The following is a 17823-nucleotide window of genomic DNA, read 5'->3' as shown; positions in this document are numbered from 1 at the left end:
GACGCTTCTTTCTTTGCTTTTTTACTTGCTAGCCTAAAACCTGATCCAGCATTCCCCACACCCATTGGGCAGAGTCAATATTTTGCACGTACGGATGCAAAACCCCTCTGAGTTTTAGCACAGGATGACTCCTTCGGAGGCCGGAAACTCCACTTTTCCTATTAGTCCAGTTTGGAAGACTACTTTGCAAGGCAAATTTGCCCATGCCAGCGGCTTGCTAATATCTTTCAACGGAGAACTGGATCTGGATAGGCGGACCCCATGGACCACAAGAGTGAAAGCAATAAATTGATATTGCCAATCCCGAATCAGCCAGCCACAACAGCCCCACAATCGACTCTAATGCCAGCAGATCGAGAAAGCTCGGCCGCCTTTTGATAGCAGCCTCTTATGAAAAGCAAAGAGAAGACTCACAAGGGAAAATGGTTTCTATCGCTGGCGGCGCTCGGCGTTGTTTTCGGAGACATAGGCACCAGCCCCCTGTACGCGGTTAAATTGATCTTCCACTCGAGGCTCAATATTCCTTTAACTGAGGCCAATATACTCGGTGGCGTTTCAACGATCTTCTGGGCCCTGATACTGATCGTGACAATCAAATATGTGACATTGATAATGCGGCTGGATAATCGTGGGGAAGGCGGCATCATGGCACTGATGACGCTGGCAATGGATGCCACAGAAGGGCGAAAATACCTCCAATGGTTTGTAGTTACCGCCGGTATACTTGGCGCCGCACTTTTCTTTGGGGATGCCATTATTACCCCAGCGATCTCTGTACTCTCGGCTATAGAGGGGCTTGAGGTTGGAAATCAGACACACCAATCTCTAGTCGTACCTATCTCCATTGGAGTCTTAATTTGCCTATTCTCAGTTCAGCGCTACGGTACCTCTACCGTGGGAACACTATTTGGACCCATCACTGCTCTCTGGTTTCTCACACTTTTGGTGGCTGGAGTATCCAGCATCATCAACAACCCTCAGATTCTCCATGCGATCAACCCTGAACATGCCCTGAGATTCCTCACCAGTCATGGTTTTAGCTCATTCTTGGTATTAGGCGCTGTTCTTCTGGTTTTTACCGGAGCTGAGGCACTTTACACCGATATGGGTCACTTCGGCCGCAGCCCAATCAGAATGGCATGGTTGGGATTGGTTTTTCCCGCTCTTTTTCTGAACTACATGGGACAAGGTGCACTGTTGATGGGCCATCCCCATGCAGTCGACAATCCCTTCTACCGCATGTTTCCCAGTTGGGGGCTTTACCCGGTAATCATACTTGCCACCGCCGCCACAGTTATTGCCTCTCAAGCCTGTATTACCGGCAGCTTCTCCTTGGCCAAACAAGCAATGCAGCTAGGGCTTTTACCCCGCCTTACCCTTCGTCATACCTCAGCTCATCTTGAGGGGCAGATATTTATGCCTGGTGTTAACAGGCTGCTTATGTTTTTAGTGATAGGAGCGGTAGTGGGTTTCGGCTCATCCACCAATTTAGCAGCTGCCTACGGTGTTTCCGTAAGCGGCGCCATGTTGATAAGTACTTGCCTGGCCGCGGTTGTATACCGCATTCAATTAAAATGTCACTTACTTCTTTGTCTATCAGTGGCGGCCTTCTTTATCTTCATAGATCTCGCCTTTTTCTCCTCCAGCTTGCTAAAAATTAGTCATGGTGGCTGGTTTCCTCTCGGTTTAGGTGCCATAGCCTGTATCTCAATGTTCACCTGGAGAGATGGCAGGGAAGCCTTAGCACTGCAACTTCAGCGGCAAGAATTCAAACTGGAGCCTTATCTAACCGCCCTGCTGAAGAAAAACCCTATAAGAGTCCCTGGAACTGCAGTATTCCTTACCTCCAGACAGCTATCCACTCCCCACGCACTGATCTATAACCTGAAGCACAATAAAGTATTACACGAAAACTTACTGTTCATTACTGTATCATTTGTGAATGCTCCACGGGTAATGCCTGGCAACAGGTATATCCTCAGCGAAATCCGTGAAAACTGCCACTACTTACTTTTACGCTATGGCTACATAGAGCAGCCGGATATTTGGAAGGTTTTAAAGCGGCTACGCCTTAAGAAAGAGCTGGATATCGACCCCAATAAAGCTTCATATTTTTTAACAAGACAAACCATCACCCCAACCAAGCAGGAGGATAGCCGTATGTTCTTATGGCGAGAGCGGTTGTTTGCGGTTATGTTCCGCAATGTGAGTAGCGCTGTAGAGTATTACCGTATTCCTATGAGCCGTGTGATAGTAATGGGCGAAAAAATCCGAATTTAATTGAAACGATAAAGCAGTAATACCAAGTGGCACCACTGTTTGCCAGTAATGGGAAATCATTAACTTATTTATAAAGCGGGAATCTAAATCACTCCAAGCCGTGACAAGTGTTGTCGGGCAAACTGAATCCTTCTCTGCTGTACTTCGGCAAAACTCTTACCATCTATATTAACTGCAAAAAAATACATATTGTTGCCAGTTTCCACTACGCCAACATACCAACCCAAGGCAAATTCATCATTAATCTGTCCACCGCCCGTTTTTGCATAGAGCTTGTACGAGTCTGTCTCCTCTACCAACATAACTTCTTTGAATAAAGAGAGAGAGTCATCAGAAATAGGCAGAGCTCCAGAAAATAGCTTTTGCAAGAAATTCACCTGCTCCTTGGCCGATATCTTCAGGCTCCCATTTAGCCAAAATTTATCCAACCCAGAGGAGATATCCCTATTGCCATATTCGAACTGAATCAAATATTGGCTCATTCTCTTCCTGCCTATTTGAGAGGCTAATTGCCGATAAATAGGCACTGCAGAATTTTGAAAAGCCGCCCGGATGGGTAGCGGCTTGTCGTACCAAATACTGGGCCACCATCGCTGAGCCGGATACTTCAAGTGGTCATAGGTTAATTCCTGTACAAGGCTGCGGACCAATCCAGCGTCTAATGCAATCAGAGTGTTAGGCACCTTAAAGGTTGAGAACGGTGTGAGCCTTACATCGGCTCTCTTTTCATTGATGATTGAGTAAGTGGCCTCTTTGTGATTTTTCAGTACAAATGTGCATGATTTGCCACATTCGATATCTTCGGAAGACCAGGCGAGACTACTAAAGAGCAGAAATAATAATACGATTGCTTTCAATTTAAACTTCCCAGAGGTACTCGTTAATAAAATATCTGATCAGGGTAGCAATCATAAACGATCCTGCCGCATTCTCACCTGCCTTCATTTCAAGAATACTCCGACACGGAGGTTGCACAGGTAGCTGTTACCGGCATCAAAAACTGCGCAAAGACCTATTCTACCCTTCGACTCGATTGAATTAGCTTTGCTAATGCCTTGTGGGCATCAACAAGGCCCAATCCGGTATTATTGGCACCTAAGTGGGATCGCCTTGCCGTACCCTGAAGCGACTGCGCTACCAATGGCACAGCCTCACCGCTGGAGTACCCATAATGATCCGCTGCATCCAATAGCAACGCGCTGATAGCCGCCAACTGTGGTGCGGCAAAAGAGCTACCGGATTCAAAGTTATGGCTTGAAACTGAGTAAACTGCATCTCCCGAGATAGCAAAGCTCCGCTTGATCGCCAAGGGGTTATAACCAGGAACCGTGGCAGTTAAAGAGACTTCGTTGGAGAATGGCTGCAAATTGATCGCAAACATCAAGTTTTGACTGCCTGGAGCACCTTGATTTTGCTGTAAAAAGGCCTTAATCAGATCCAGGTCATAGGTAAAAAAACTTCCCAGCGGAGGAAGGCCTAGACGCTTGCGAACATCCGTATTCTCACCTTCCAAGTCAGTACCTGTATTCCCAATTGACTTGGTAAATATTTTGGATTGCAAAATATGGGATAGATGCTCCGAGAACTCCGGATCCAGCTGATCATTGGTGATATGAAAAGCCCGACTCATATTAATTACATCAATATCATCTCGGTTACGCATGTAAGCCATGGCTTCATTGTACGTTTTGCTTTCAGTACTTATGGGTACAATAGTAGCCTTGGGCGCAATATCGAGGATAATATCAATAACGGTATTGCCATGCAGGAAGGTGATGGGATCACCAAATTGAACTTCGGCTTCGATATTAGGGTGCCGCTCACGCTGTTCCTGTAAACGAACAGGATCAAACAAATCAAACACCCCAATGACAATGCCCTCACCGTCAAAATGCCGTACCAAATTCTGATGCTTGAGGTTATAGCTAGGCACATAGGGATACAGGAATTCATTAAGCTCCATCCGGAACATATCTAAATCCGCAATAGCGGCTTCAAAAGTTAACCTGTTCTCTTCTTGGTAATCTTCCGGCTGAAAGGTATATAAAAGTTCGGCGAGCACGGTAAACTCAGTGATAGACTGACCCCACTTGTGCATTTTCAATTCATCAACCATATAAAGTGATTTAGCCCACCCCTGATACTGGTCAAACTCAGCGGCCAAATAATCATCGAGTATTGGAGTAACAGGCTCCTCCCAAGGCCAGGGTGTTAGCTCTTTGACAACCTGTAAAGAGGCCCTGGCTTGATCTACATTGGGATCTGATGCAAAAACCTTTACACTCCATACAATCAGCAACACCACAAATACTATCTTATTCAAAACTACTTCCTTTTTATTTGATTTTATTCTGGAATGGCAGCAAAAATATGCCAGAGACCTCACATGAGTTTTTTATTTAACAGTCACAACTTCTCTAACTCAAATTAATAGAACCATGGCCCTGATAAAAAGGCAACTTATTAGGCTATCTCCATCCCACAGGAAGCACTCCTATAAAAAGGCTGTTTTTACAGGACATCTGCAACTCGGAAATTAAGTATTTTATATTGTTTGATGCACTAGAAATAGACGTCACACTTTACTACTTGTGTACATGGTTTTCACTTGAGCAAAGTAGCCATTAAAATAAGCCCCCTCCCAACCATGTAAAACCATTGGCGCAGCCATTCTAGAAACCTCCCTTAGCACTGCATTCCAAATCCCTCACATTGGCACAAAGTCGAGAAGCCAGCAACACTTAAGTCAACACCGCAACTTTATTAGCAAGGCTTTATGTATAAAACAGAATAAGAAAGGCACTAGAAAGAAATATCCATATAGAACGCACTTCAAACCAGCCAAAATATAACAGTCGAAAACACCTTCATTTAATTAATGTTTACAAACTTCTTCCTTTAGAGACCATGAAACGACAATGCCACTCAATTTGCATAGAAAATCAACTGTCAAGCTTCCCCCAGAACACCTGCCTTTCATACTGTGCAATATTTAGATAAAAACCCATCCCAAGGTAAATTAGCTAAGGCTGGCTTCATCTCAAAAAAATTATTATTTTTATATGTTATTATTCCAAGCCCTTAAAACTACCGATAAAAGTTTTTTTATTTTACTCTTTTCCTAGCCCTAATTGCTGCCATATTAAGATCAAAAGCCTCTCAAAATTTCTTGGCACTATAATTTGAAGTGTCAACTTCAAACCTTGAATTACTTTTGAACCTATTTGAAAGTTGGTCATGTAAAGTAATATTTAAAGGGGCTTTTAATCTTTCAGCTCACTTTAAATATCATACTAGCTCATGAAAGCATATCCCTTTCCGCTGTGGATACTGGTGTAACCTTCAAATTCACAAACCAATTTATTTTACTCCCCCCAATCGCTTCACACATAAAATGTACCCAGCAGCCTGAGTAACTCAATGAGTACTGGATTAGCTTAAGTCATTTACCTCCTTCCTATGTTAATTGCACACTAAATAACCTAAATGTAATGGAATGTCACAATAATACCTTTTGTCAGATCTTATGCAGAATAAAGTTAACCTAATCTAGTTGGCTAAATATCTACTAGGTGGTTTATAATGCCAGAACCCGATAACTACTTAAAATAGGGACAATGGGGAATTTTAATGAATAAAAAGATGTTTCGACTTTCTGTAATTTCAGCAGCTGTTCTATTAACATTAACAGGCTGTGATAGTAATAGTAGCTCATCTTCTGATCCTGCTCCCACTGATAAACCGCCTATTGCTAGCGATGTGACTATCAGCGGTGTTAAGCAAGGAATTCCAGTATCTGGAGAACTACTGGGCAGCGACCCTGATGGCGACACCTTAACTTATAGTTTTTCAGAAAACGATAAAGCTATTAATTTAACTGATGATGTTTATGCGTTCAGCCATGGTGAGTTAACAGTAAACGGCAATCAGTTTGAATACACTTCAATTTCAGGACAAGACGCCTCTATTACTTATACCGTAACAGCAAATGGTGCTTCAGCTTCTGCGGAAATTGAAATCATTGCTGATATTCCTCCAACGGCGGACACTGTTACTATAGATGGAGCAAAGCAGTGGGTACCTATATCTGGTGAGCTGCTGGGCAGCGATGAAGATGGCGATGCTTTAGCATATAGTATCTCTGAGAATGATGTAGCTATTAATAAAGTAGATGACGTTTCTATTTATACCTTTAGTCATGGTGAGCTAAAGTTAGAGGGCAACCAATTTGAATATACTTCAATATCAGGCCAGGATGTCTCAATTACTTATTCCGTAACAGCAAATGATGCATCAACATCTGCAAAAATTGAGTTTGTGAATGTTGCAAACGACCCACTAGCTTATCAGCAATGGCACCTTCGCAATACAGGCCAAAAATCTTATGCCATAAGTGAGCAGATGGCTCAAGGAATGGTCGATGCTGGATTTTACACTCCCGCAGAAGCTGCCGAAGCACTTTTGGAAAGTGAAGCCGAAGAGCTAGTTGCTGGTGAAGATATGAATGTTGCCGCGGCTTACGCTCAAGGAGTAACTGGTGAAGGCGTGACAGCTGTTGTTGTAGATGAGGGGTTGGAAATTCACCATGAAGATTTAATAGATAATGTGCTAGTAAATCGCTCTCTCAACTTGTTCGAATCAGCAACTGATAGAACTGATCCAACGAACCTTTCTAATAGCGGTGACCATGGTACCAGTGTCGCTGGTTTGATTGCAGCTAAAGGCTGGAACAATATAGGCAGCCGCGGTGTGGCCCCAGATACCGGGCTTATCGGTATGACTCTGTTAGGCCAGCCTACAATAGAACAAACAGAGCTGTTAATTCACGGGTTCCCTGGGAGTGGAATTTCTACAGATGAGAAAATCTCAGCTTTTAATCGCAGCTACGGAATTACCTGGCCAGGTTTTATTGGGTACTCTGCTTTAGATGAAGCTATTGAGTCTTACCCTAACCTTATGCTTCGAAGCGGCAAAGGTGCTTTGAACATTAAGTCTAATGGTAATTCTTTTAGAAGCGGCGGCCGTGAAGGGAGTTTCTGTAAAGATAATGGCGCTAAGGATTTAGGCCTTACTTGTTACAGCGCAGCGTTTGAGCCTAGTCAGGCCCACCCATACTACTTGAGTGTTGCTGCGGTGAACGCAAATGGCAAACATACCAGTTACTCAACAGCTGGCGCGAGCACAATGGTGTCGGCTCCTGCGGGTGAATATGGTCGTTGGGCACCGGCAATGGTAACCACAGACCAAATGACCTGCATCAATGGTTATTCTGGCTTCAATGGTGGAACAATCAGCGCTTGGGGCGGTGCCTATGGCGAAGACTTTGCAGCTAGCCAATTCCCGTTCAACTACCCAGGTCACCCGGAAAATGTGAATTGTAACTATACTTCAACGTTCAATGGAACATCTTCCGCTGCACCGAATGCATCAGGTGTTGTGTCTCTAATCTTATCCGCAAACCCAGAACTAACCTGGCGTGACGTTCGACATATTTTGGCTTCAACAAGTACTTTGATTGACGCTGAAAACGAAAAAGTTAAGCTCACACTCCCTGGTGGCTCTTTCTCTGCCCATGACGGCTGGGTTAAAAATGCGGCAGGTTATAACTTTAATAACCTATACGGCTTTGGTCGTGTTGATGCCGGTGCAGCTGTAGCTATGGCTTTGGACTACTCAGAAACTCTTGGTGAGCAAATTATCACCGAATGGAAAGGTCTAGGCTCAACAGCTGGTGAAGTTGCCATGGAGATAACTATTCCAGACAACAGTGCAGCTGGTGTGACCCAACAAATCGAAGTAACTGAAGATATCATTATTGAAGCTATGCAATTCGAGTTTGATATCCGCAATGATGATATGGGCTCTTTCATAAATGATAATCTACTCTCTTCTGCAGGTAACGACCTGGCGCTTGAAGTAGTCTCTCCTTCAGGTACTAGGAGCGTTTTACTCTCCTCTAAGCAGGCATTATTGGATGCTTCTTGGAGTTCTGCAAATGGATATAGCATGGGTTATATCTTAGATGGTGCCGTATTCCTATCTAATGCGTTTTATGGTGAAAATGCCAAGGGAACTTGGACCATCAAGGCACTAGATACCGGTGATACTAACTTAGAATTCAGTGACACAGATGGTCTCGTTATTCTTGTAAATGAAGAGACAGAAGAGAAGCCAACAGGCATGATAAACAACCCCGTAGAGAGTGTTCTAGAGGGTGTATCATTAAGAGCGTTCGGTCGTGCTGCTCAATAAGAAGGATAATACAATGAAGTTTAACAAATTAATGATCTTAACTGCTGCAGTATGTTTATCAGGTATGGCTCAAGCTAACGCTGTTGACAGCATGGATAAGAAAGACATTATTACCAAACAGCCAAGAACTTTACCTGCAGCAAGAACAAGTTCTGCTGAGTTTGGTATCTTTAAAGTTGAGCGATCACTGAAAAGTGTCCCATCATCGATTGCTGCACCTGAACATATTGTTGCAAGAAAAGGTGAAGTAGCTATAGTGAATATTGGTGACGACTCTGTAAAAGATATTGTCGGTAAAGGTACAATAGTACGAAACACAATAACGAAAGAATTAACAACTCTAACTGGAAACGTAACAATTTTATTAAGTAAAAATGTTACTGCATCTGAAGTAGCTGAAGCTACCGGCATGAAAGTATTGTCGGTATTTCCTGGTACTGATATTGCCATCTTGAAAATTAAAGAAGGCAATGATTTGTTAGAAGCTTTCAATGCAATAAAACAGTCTGGCCTGACAATTGAAAGTCGAGTCGAAGTCACTGAAACTATGCATAAAGCACAATAGATAAAACAACCTATAGAAGTGAGTTTTATCTTATAAAAGCAAAAGGCATCGCTAATAAGTGATGCCTTTTCAATTGCAGATGGCGAGCAACGCCCGGATTTAACCAACAAGATTTGGACTATGAATTCTGGCCACTAGCTTTTCCAGCACTCCCTATCGCCCAACTGTCGATACCTTTGCAAGGGTAACCCACTGCGAGCCGTATAGCACCAAACACCAATGACCGCGAGAGACTTTTCTGGAAGGCCATGTATAAGTATTTTATGCCATCCATGACCTACCGGTACTGTGTACCCTTACTGCGGAACTGAATATTGTGGCAAGTTGAAGCAGCTTGATTATCAGTTGAACTTGAGCATCAACGAGATAGAGCTTACCAAGCCAACAGTCAAGCGCCTACAAACGAACGCTATCTGTAAACGCTCCCATAAAACTATTTTGCAGGGGCTTCAGCAGCCCTCACTGCGTCGAAAGTTCTATGGATTAATTAAAGATCTAAAAAAGGATCTGGGAAAATGGCTCGTATATTACGATAATGATCGCATTGACCTTGGTGAAAAGATCTGGAAGGAAAAACTCGTAAACTGAATATGACCTGACAAAGCACCTTTTGAAAAAACCGGCAACTATCAGATCAAGTCTGAACTGCTACAGTTGACCACTACACTTCACTAGCCCATCCATTCTAGAGCACTTTAGAGTTTACACAATTGAAACCTCAACGAAAACAGATGCCTGCTCAATAGCCTCATGATATGGTTTAACAAATCTAATTTTCGCCCCATCAATTTCGGTCAACTGTTTAGACCAAGCTAAATCATAAAGAGTTTTCAAGTCATTCTTATCAGCTTCGGTGAGCTCACTTTTTTCGCCATAATTCATAATGGAAAACGGCTTATGCACACCATAGATCACACTGGGCCAAGCTTTCTCTTTCAAATCAGCAAAGAAATGCCTTAATCCAAATATATGGCCCAGCTCGTGAATCATAGTATCAACCTGCTCTTTCCGACTTTGTTCAAACATTGTGGGAAAGAGCACCAATTCATTACGCCCCGAATTAGGAAAAAAGGCACGCGCTAATGTACAGCCTACCACACTACAACTTTCTACAGGCTCTACTCTAATTTTAAAGTCCCAAACATTTAGGTTCTCATTAAATTTGACCGGAGAAGCATCCCCCCACTTTAACAAGGCCTCCCCAAGTAGAGCCCGAATATAGTTTTTTACTTCGTCTGGGTTTTTAAAATACCGCAAAGACTCTTCATCAAATTTCCACCTAAGAGTTACATCTTCCCCCCAAAGGGGGATGTACCCCTCTCCACTGTGTAATACTAAATCCAGTGGGGATCTATTTTCTAAGGCAGGAAATCCCACTTTATCAGTGACACAAATCTTATTCTCACCATACTTATGAACTATAGGCTCGACGCAAGAATCACATTCTTTTTTTGACTTAAGTTCCAGATGGAGTGTTTCATTTGAATAGCTGCTATTGTCTGATGACACTGTAATCCACCAATATAAAACAATAAAGAAACATAACTAAAACGATAATACATGTTTAGTAAAACGCGGGGATATAGGTGGTTTCTCGCAGCAGAATCCTTTCGAAACAATATTAGAACCTCATAATCTATGCCATAGCACTATTCTCATTGCTTAACCAAGTCCCATCCGAGTGGGCATCCACAGTCTCTACTCCAAAGTCATGGATAAAGTGGCGAATGTAGATTCAATTGATCAGTGCAACACCCCTGTAGGAATATGGCTTATCGGGGGATCATTGAATGAAGCGCATATTTACAGCAGAAGAAAAAGAGTGGATTTTCGACGCTTGGAAAAAGGGCATTGGCTTTAGTGAAATTGCCAATGCCATAGATTCTAAGCCAGGAACCATTTTTACTGTTTTGAGAGATACTGGCGGAATTAAACCAATACCCAGAAAGCCACCTCCTCAACACCTCACATTAGCCGAACGCGAGGAAATACGTGCGGGTCTTTCTGCAAAACAAAGTATTCGAGCAATCGCTCGCTCCTTGAATCGGAATCCATCCACAATCTCGCGTGAGATTCAGAGAAATCGGGGGCGACGATACTATAAAGCAGTAGACGCAAACAACCGTGCAAACCGGATGGCAAGGCGTCCCAAGCCGTATTTGCTGGAGCAAAACCCGAGGCTAAAGAAGCTTGTTTTGGAAAAATTAGAGTTGAACTGGTCACCAGAGCAGATATCGGGTTGGTTACGGAAGACATATCAGGCTGATGAATCAATGAAGATATCAGCAGAGACTATCTATAAAACACTATACTTCCGTGTGCGTACAGCACTTCATCATAAGCTAGTAAAGCATTTGCGTCGGTCTCACAGTCTTCGTCACAGCAAACAACATTCACGTAAAGGCGAGCGCGGTACTATCAACATCGTCAACGGTACATCGATAAGGGAGCGTCCTCAGGAGATACAAGAACGATGTGTTTCAGGTCATTGGGAGGGTGACTTAGTGTCAGGTTCAAACAACACTCATATTGCCACGCTTGTTGATCGAAAATCGCGGTATACGATCATTCTTAAATTGAAAGGGAAAGATGCGACTTCTGTGAACCAGGCGCTTGTTGCTAAGTTTAAAAAACTGCCAAAAGAGCTTTGCCAATCACTGACGTGGGACCGAGGAATGGAGCTGGCGAAGCACGCTGAATTTACGGAAAAGACAGGTGTTCCTGTCTTCTTCTGCGATCCTCAGAGCCCCTGGCAAAGGGGAACGAATGAGAATACCAACAGCTTAATCCGTTAGTACTTTCCAAAAAAGACATGCTTGGCGCAGCATACTCAGAGGAAACTCAATCAAGTTGCTAACGAGCTTAATAGCAGGCCAAGAAAAATACTGAACTTTGCGACACCAAAGCAGGTTATTAAACAGGGTGTTGCCTTGACAGGTTGAACCTACAAAGACTTTCTTTAGCTTTGTCGGTAGTCTGCTTCTTATTGATGTAGACGCCTTCAAGATTATTATAATTGGCAAAAATGATAGCCCCGACCGTATCAATAGACTTCAGCTGCGCCTGGTAGGCAAGATATACGTCCGACGACACCTGATACTGCACTTTAAGGATCGGACAGAAGATCACATGGTTATGTGATCTTAAGACTGAGCTCAGCAGGAGTTTTATCCATCCATGAAAGGTAAGAAATACTCAAGTTAAAACTGGACATAGCAATTTTCTAGTGACCACCTAAAAACAGTGCAAAGTGATACTGCCTGGGCTCAATAATCATAATGGCCTTCGCCAACAAGAGAACTAAGCCCAGCACAGTGGTCCAGAAAGTGAAACCTCCAAAAATCTGTTCAGGTATTTCGTTAACTTCTCAAAAATATCATTCAAGATTCACGGATAAAGTAGATTTCTATAAGAAAGCATAACGTAGTAGAAGAAACCCAACAAACCAGCAAAGGCGCTCCAGTAGCTTGAACCTGAATCACTCGTTCAATTTTATCTCACTTCTTTACCTACTCTTTGCTTTTGATCCCCCTTGGCAAAGCCATCGTTTGATAAATTGATATAATGGGAACAAGTGGCATCATGAGAATATCGCCAAATAAATGACTTGATGACTAGAGACGCTTTATTTTTTAATTCTTAATTAGTGCCACCCACCTATATAGATTGAACATCACTATATCAATACAAATACCCAAGAATAACAACATGAGTGCGGCAGCTAATGCTATTAGAGGAGCCTCTACATGCTCATTAGAATTCGACAAATGAGCCACAAAGTAAGTAAAAATTAATATAGCGAGCAAGTATAGAGTCCAGCACCTTTCGAGGTGCTGAAAACATTTATTCTGATTAATTTGAAATCTTAAAACGATGAGCTCTGCTAATACAAATATTATTACTCCAGTTAAAGACAAGACTAGAGCAAATTGCATTGCTCTAGGTAAGCTTGGAAATAATGTTGCTGTGTGTGTCATCTCCCAAAATTTAAGACCAAGGACCAGGGATGTGAACCAAGCAGCGCCCAAAAACACCCCTACAAACGGTTTAAATCTCCAGTAACTTTCAGTCATTTTGAAATCCCCAACTTTGTTTGGACACTCAAAATTTCAGATGCAAAGTAAATTACGTTGAAAACTATGGCTACTAAAAAACCACTTACGATTCAAAGAATCGTAGCCCCAGTATGTTTAAACCAGACAGAATATTGGTATATTTGTCAGCTATCGTATGGTCTGCAATAGGAGCCCTACTCATACTAACTCTAACTCCCTGAGGTAGTATGAGTAAGCTAATCAGTTTATTCGGCTATCCTTGTGTCCCTATTAGCCTCCTCTCTGCCATGTACAATCCGATAAAGCAGTGGCAATACAAATAACGTCAACAATGTCGAAGAAATAATTCCCCCAATCACTACCGTGGCTAGGGGTCTTTGCACTTCAGCTCCTGTACCTACATTCAAAGCCATAGGCACAAAGCCGAGGCTGGCCACCAATGCAGTCATCAACACCGGACGCAGACGGGTCATGGCGCCATCGATAATTGAAGTGAAAAGCCCGCCTCCTTGCTGGCGTAATTGACGGATAAAAGAGAGCATTACCAGGCCATTTAAGACTGCCACACCTGATAGGGCGATGAAGCCAACTCCTGCAGAGATCGACAGTGGCATACCACGCATCCATAGAGCCAGGACACCCCCAGTCAACGCCAAGGGGACTCCGGTAAAGATAATCAGGGCATCCTTAAACGATCCAAAAGCCATTACCAGTAAGCCGAGAATGATAAGCAACGTTAGCGGCACTACGATTGACAAGCGGGTACTTGCGGATTCCAGCTGTTCGAAGGTACCCCCATAGGCAAGCCAATATCCTGCTGGCAGGGATACCTGCTGCTTGATACTCGCCCTCGCCTCTTCCACAAAAGAACCCAGATCACGGTCGCGTACGTTGGCTGTTACCACCACACGTCGCTTGCCATTTTCACGGCTTATTTGATTTGGAGCTGGCGTCATCTCCAAACTGGCGACTTCAGACAATGGCACATAGCTACCCAGTGGACTACCGGCGGGTAACGGCACAGGTAAATCACCGAGACTTTCGTAATCACGACGTAGCTCCTCCGGCAGGCGGACTACCAATTGGAAACGACGGTCTCCTTCGTAAATCAATCCGGCCTCCTCCCCACCAATCGCGGTGGATACCAAATCCTGCAGTGTTTTCAGATCAATACCGTAGCGGGCAAGTGCGATACGCTTGGGAACAACAGAGAGAACCGGCAGTCCCTCTACCTGCTCTACCCTCGCATCGGCAACCCCTTCAATACCATTGAGCACACCGAGGATTTCATTAGCGGAGACCACCAGCTGATCCAGATCATCGCCGAATACTTTGATGCCCAGATCTGCACGCACCCCGGAAATCAGTTCGTTAAAGCGCATCTGAATTGGCTGAGTAAATTCGTAGTTGTTACCTGGCAACTGACGCACAGCTTCTTCAATCTCTGCTACCAGTTGCTCTTGAGGTAGTTTCGGATTTGGCCACTGGCTCCGGGGTTTTAGGATCACAAAATTATCGGCCACATTGGGGGGCATTGGGTCTGTGGCCACTTCTGGCGTGCCTATCTTTGCGAATACTTTGTCTACCTGGGGAAATTCTTTAATTCGCTGTTCCAACAAGCGCTGCATCTCGACCGATTGCTCCAAACCGGTGCCGGGAATCCGCAAGGCGTGTAGGGCGATATCTCCCTCATTCAATTGAGGAATAAATTCCGAGCCCAGGGTGGTTGCAAGCCAGCTACAAAAAAGTACCAGTGCAAGAGCCCCGGAAAGTACCAGCCAGCGCACTTTCATCGCAGCGATTAGCAGTGGCTTATAAAGAGATTTGGTAGCAACGATCAGCTTGTTTTCTTTCTCACTGATTTTGCCTGTGAGGAAAACAGCAACCGCTGCGGGTACAACTGTCAGTGAAAGTACCAGCGCAGCCAGCAAAGCCATTACTACAGTAGCAGCCATGGGGTGGAACATCTTGCCTTCCACACCGGTTAAGGTGAACAATGGTATATACACCACCGTGATAATCAACACACCAAACAAGCTTGGGCGAATAACTTCGTTAGTGGCTTGAAAAACCAGTTCCAATCGCTCTTGCAAGGGCAACTTACCACCTTTACGGCCCTGGGCTTCGGCAAGTCTGCGAATGGCATTCTCGACAATAATAACCGCCCCATCGACAATCAATCCGAAGTCTAGAGCGCCAAGGCTCATCAAGTTTGCGGAAACACCGGTTTGCACCATACCGAAAATTGTGGCAAGCATAGAAAGCGGAATTACTGCTGCGGTGATAAAAGCCGCTCGAATATTCCCCAGTAACAGGAATAGCACTACAACAACCAGTAATGCCCCCTCGATAAGGTTTTTCTGTACCGTAGCAATAGCTTTATCTACCAGAGTGGTGCGGTCGTAAACCGCTTCTACCTTAATACCCTCCGGCACCGTAGACTTTACTCCCTCCAAGGCAACCGCAACATTGCGGGCTACCTCTCGGGAGTTCTCCCCCACAAGCATCATGGCGGTACCCAGTACCGTTTCTACACCATCACGCGTGGCAGCGCCGGTACGCAGCTCCTTGCCGATAGCCACTTCAGCCACGTCCGAAACTTTAACCGGCGCCCCACTGCGACTGGTAATCACTACATCTTCAATTTCGGCGATACCTTGTAACTGGCCTGGTGAGCGCACTAATAATTGACGACCATTATTCTCCAGGTAGCCGGCACCTCGACTCTCGTTATTCCGACGCAGGGCTTCGGCGATATCTTCCATGGAGAGACCAAAGTTGAGCATCTGCCGAGGATTGGGAGTAACGTGATACTGTTTGTTGTAGCCACCAATGGTATTCACTTCTGTAACACCGGGCACCAAAGACAATTGCGGCTTGATAATCCAATCCTGAATTTCCCGCAGTGCCGTGGCATCGTAGGGCTGCCCGTTCGGCTGGGTAGCGCCGGGGTTTGCCTCCACTGTGTACATAAAGATCTCACCAAGACCGGTGGCAATAGGCCCCATCTCGGGCTCCAGCTCCGGGGGTAAATTGCTCTTTATGGCACCGAGGCGACTGTTAATTAAATTACGGGCAAAATAGAGATCAGTCCCCTCCTTAAAAACCACAGTGACCTGGGATAGCCCATAGCGGGAAATCGAACGGGTGTATTCCAAGTTGGGGAGACCGGCAAGAGCTGCCTCCACCGGGTAGGTAATCCGTTGCTCAGCTTCTAATGGCGAGTATCCGGGGGCCTCAGTATTAATCTGTACCTGGACATTGGTAATATCGGGGACCGCATCAATCGGTAGTTTCTGGTAACTCCAAATCCCCAGCCCCACCAATACAAAGATCAGGGACAGCACGAAAAAACGCCGCTCAATTGAGAAGCGCAGGATGCCTTCAATCATCTTCTGGCCTCAATTAGTGGTTATGTGCAGCGCCGGATTTTTCGATATCCGCTTTGATCAGATAGCTGTTCTCAGTGACATAGCGATCCCCCGCATTGAGACCACTCAGCACTTCCGTCACTTTGCCATCGGTACGCCCAAGCTTGAGCGGGCGAATTTCGTAGGCTTCGCCTACCTTGACAAATACCACTGTCCAATTGCGAAATGGCTGCAGAGCCCGATTTTCCACCACGAGAGGTACAGGACTTTCACTGGTTACCACTTGGCCCTGAACCATTAAATCGGTTGTCCAAAGATCGTTAGGATTCTCAATTACCGCTCTTGCAATCGCGAAGGGTTGGCCATTACCGCCGGGAGCGAGGCTAGTAATGGTTGAATCGAAAGTTCTCTCTCCAGCTGTAATGGACACTTTTTGGCCGCGACTGATCTGACCACGGCGAGTGGGAAATACCTGTAGTTCAGCCCACAATTGATTGTAATTGGCGATAGTAAACAGGACTCGCTCACCACTAAACTCACCACGGCTGGCTTGTTTATCGATTATCTGGCCGCTAATAGGCGCAACCAGCGGGTAAGTTTGCAGGCTGTCATTGGATTCAATCGTAGCGAGTTTTTCCCCTTTTTCTACCAAATCACCCAGTGCTTTTTCGATAGTGACCAGAGTTCCCGGGTAGCGTGCGCGCACATGGCTAAGGCTGCGGTGATCAACGGCTGTTTTACCGTATAGAGTGACACTCTCTTTTATTGTGCCGGAGCCAGCAACAGCAGTTTCAATACCGGCTTTTATTGCCATTTCCTCAGAGATTTGTACACGGCCTTCATGGGATTCGTAACTCCATTCTGCTCGCTCCCCGTTATGAAGAACAGAAACAGTAACATCGAAAGAATGCGGTTCCCCTACAGCACCTTCACCGCGGTAATACCCGTTGCGTTGCTCCCAGGTAAATAGGATACGATCCACTTTCCCACCGAGTCTCTTTAACTCTACGGCAAGGCGAGCATTTTCCTGAGGCTTATCTCCCCGAGAAATCCAAGCGCGAAATTCCGGCTGAATGCCTCGCTCATAAATAAGCAGTTCAACTGACAGATCACCCTTTTCCAATAAACGGCCTCCATTTGGGCCTTTCTCTACCTCATGCTCGCCGTGCTCATCATGGCTATCACTATGATCACCACTTGCATAGCTTTGGGGCACCAACCAATTCCCCAAGAGAAACAGGGAAAGGAACAGTATCGCCAGCTGATTCGCTTTAGTTGACTCACTCATATTTCAATCCAA

9 protein-coding genes and 1 pseudogene are annotated in these 17823 nt (G+C 44.8%); 4 read left to right on the top strand and 6 right to left on the bottom strand.

Annotated features, from left to right (window positions below; genetic code table 11):
• The first annotated feature begins 390 nt into the window (after nucleotides 1–390).
• Nucleotides 391–2280 (top strand): potassium transporter Kup, encoded by a 1890-nt coding sequence (locus tag ACJJIO_RS19460; protein WP_444909515.1) that lies wholly within the window; start codon nucleotides 391–393, stop codon nucleotides 2278–2280.
• 83 nt (nucleotides 2281–2363) lie between these two features.
• Here ACJJIO_RS19460 and ACJJIO_RS19455 read toward each other — a convergent pair whose 3' ends face one another.
• Nucleotides 2364–3137, bottom strand: a complete 774-nt coding sequence (locus ACJJIO_RS19455) for a penicillin-binding transpeptidase domain-containing protein (RefSeq protein ID WP_444904875.1) — start codon at nucleotides 3135–3137, stop codon at nucleotides 2364–2366.
• A gap of 155 nt (nucleotides 3138–3292) precedes the next feature.
• A complete protein-coding gene (locus ACJJIO_RS19450) occupies nucleotides 3293–4603 on the bottom strand; it encodes a hypothetical protein (RefSeq protein WP_444909514.1) in 1311 nt (436 codons plus the stop codon).
• A 1307-nt stretch (nucleotides 4604–5910) separates the two neighbouring features.
• Here ACJJIO_RS19450 and ACJJIO_RS19445 point away from each other — a divergent pair.
• Nucleotides 5911–8532, top strand: coding sequence for a S8 family serine peptidase (locus ACJJIO_RS19445; protein ID WP_444909513.1), 2622 nt, complete (start codon nucleotides 5911–5913; stop codon nucleotides 8530–8532).
• Nucleotides 8533–8545: 13 nt separating this feature from the next.
• Nucleotides 8546–9097 carry a serine protease external chaperone gene (locus tag ACJJIO_RS19440; protein ID WP_444909512.1) on the top strand — a complete coding sequence of 184 codons (552 nt, stop codon included), beginning with the start codon at nucleotides 8546–8548 and terminating at the stop codon, nucleotides 9095–9097.
• 702 nt (nucleotides 9098–9799) lie between these two features.
• Here ACJJIO_RS19440 and ACJJIO_RS19435 read toward each other — a convergent pair.
• Nucleotides 9800–10606 (bottom strand): matrixin family metalloprotease, encoded by an 807-nt coding sequence (locus ACJJIO_RS19435; RefSeq protein WP_444909511.1) that lies wholly within the window; start codon nucleotides 10604–10606, stop codon nucleotides 9800–9802.
• A 281-nt stretch (nucleotides 10607–10887) separates the two neighbouring features.
• Between ACJJIO_RS19435 and ACJJIO_RS19430 the strand changes: the two are divergent.
• A pseudogene (locus ACJJIO_RS19430) lies at nucleotides 10888–12039 on the top strand (IS30 family transposase).
• A gap of 690 nt (nucleotides 12040–12729) precedes the next feature.
• Here ACJJIO_RS19430 and ACJJIO_RS19425 read toward each other — a convergent pair.
• The 3 genes from ACJJIO_RS19425 to ACJJIO_RS19415 form a co-directional block, all read right to left on the bottom strand.
• A complete protein-coding gene (locus ACJJIO_RS19425) occupies nucleotides 12730–13170 on the bottom strand; it encodes a hypothetical protein (RefSeq protein WP_444909510.1) in 441 nt (146 codons plus the stop codon).
• 227 nt (nucleotides 13171–13397) lie between these two features.
• The gene (locus tag ACJJIO_RS19420) at nucleotides 13398–16544 is read right to left on the bottom strand and encodes an efflux RND transporter permease subunit (RefSeq protein WP_444909509.1); all 3147 of its coding nucleotides are present in this window, start codon (nucleotides 16542–16544) and stop codon (nucleotides 13398–13400) included.
• Between the two features lie 13 nt (nucleotides 16545–16557).
• The gene (locus tag ACJJIO_RS19415; protein WP_444909508.1) at nucleotides 16558–17811 is read right to left on the bottom strand and encodes an efflux RND transporter periplasmic adaptor subunit; all 1254 of its coding nucleotides are present in this window, start codon (nucleotides 17809–17811) and stop codon (nucleotides 16558–16560) included.
• Nucleotides 17812–17823 lie beyond the last annotated feature (12 nt).

It is taken from the genome of Microbulbifer mixtoriginis (SeqCode) (assembly GCF_052467235.1).
This window is presented reverse-complemented; position numbering and strand designations above follow the sequence as displayed.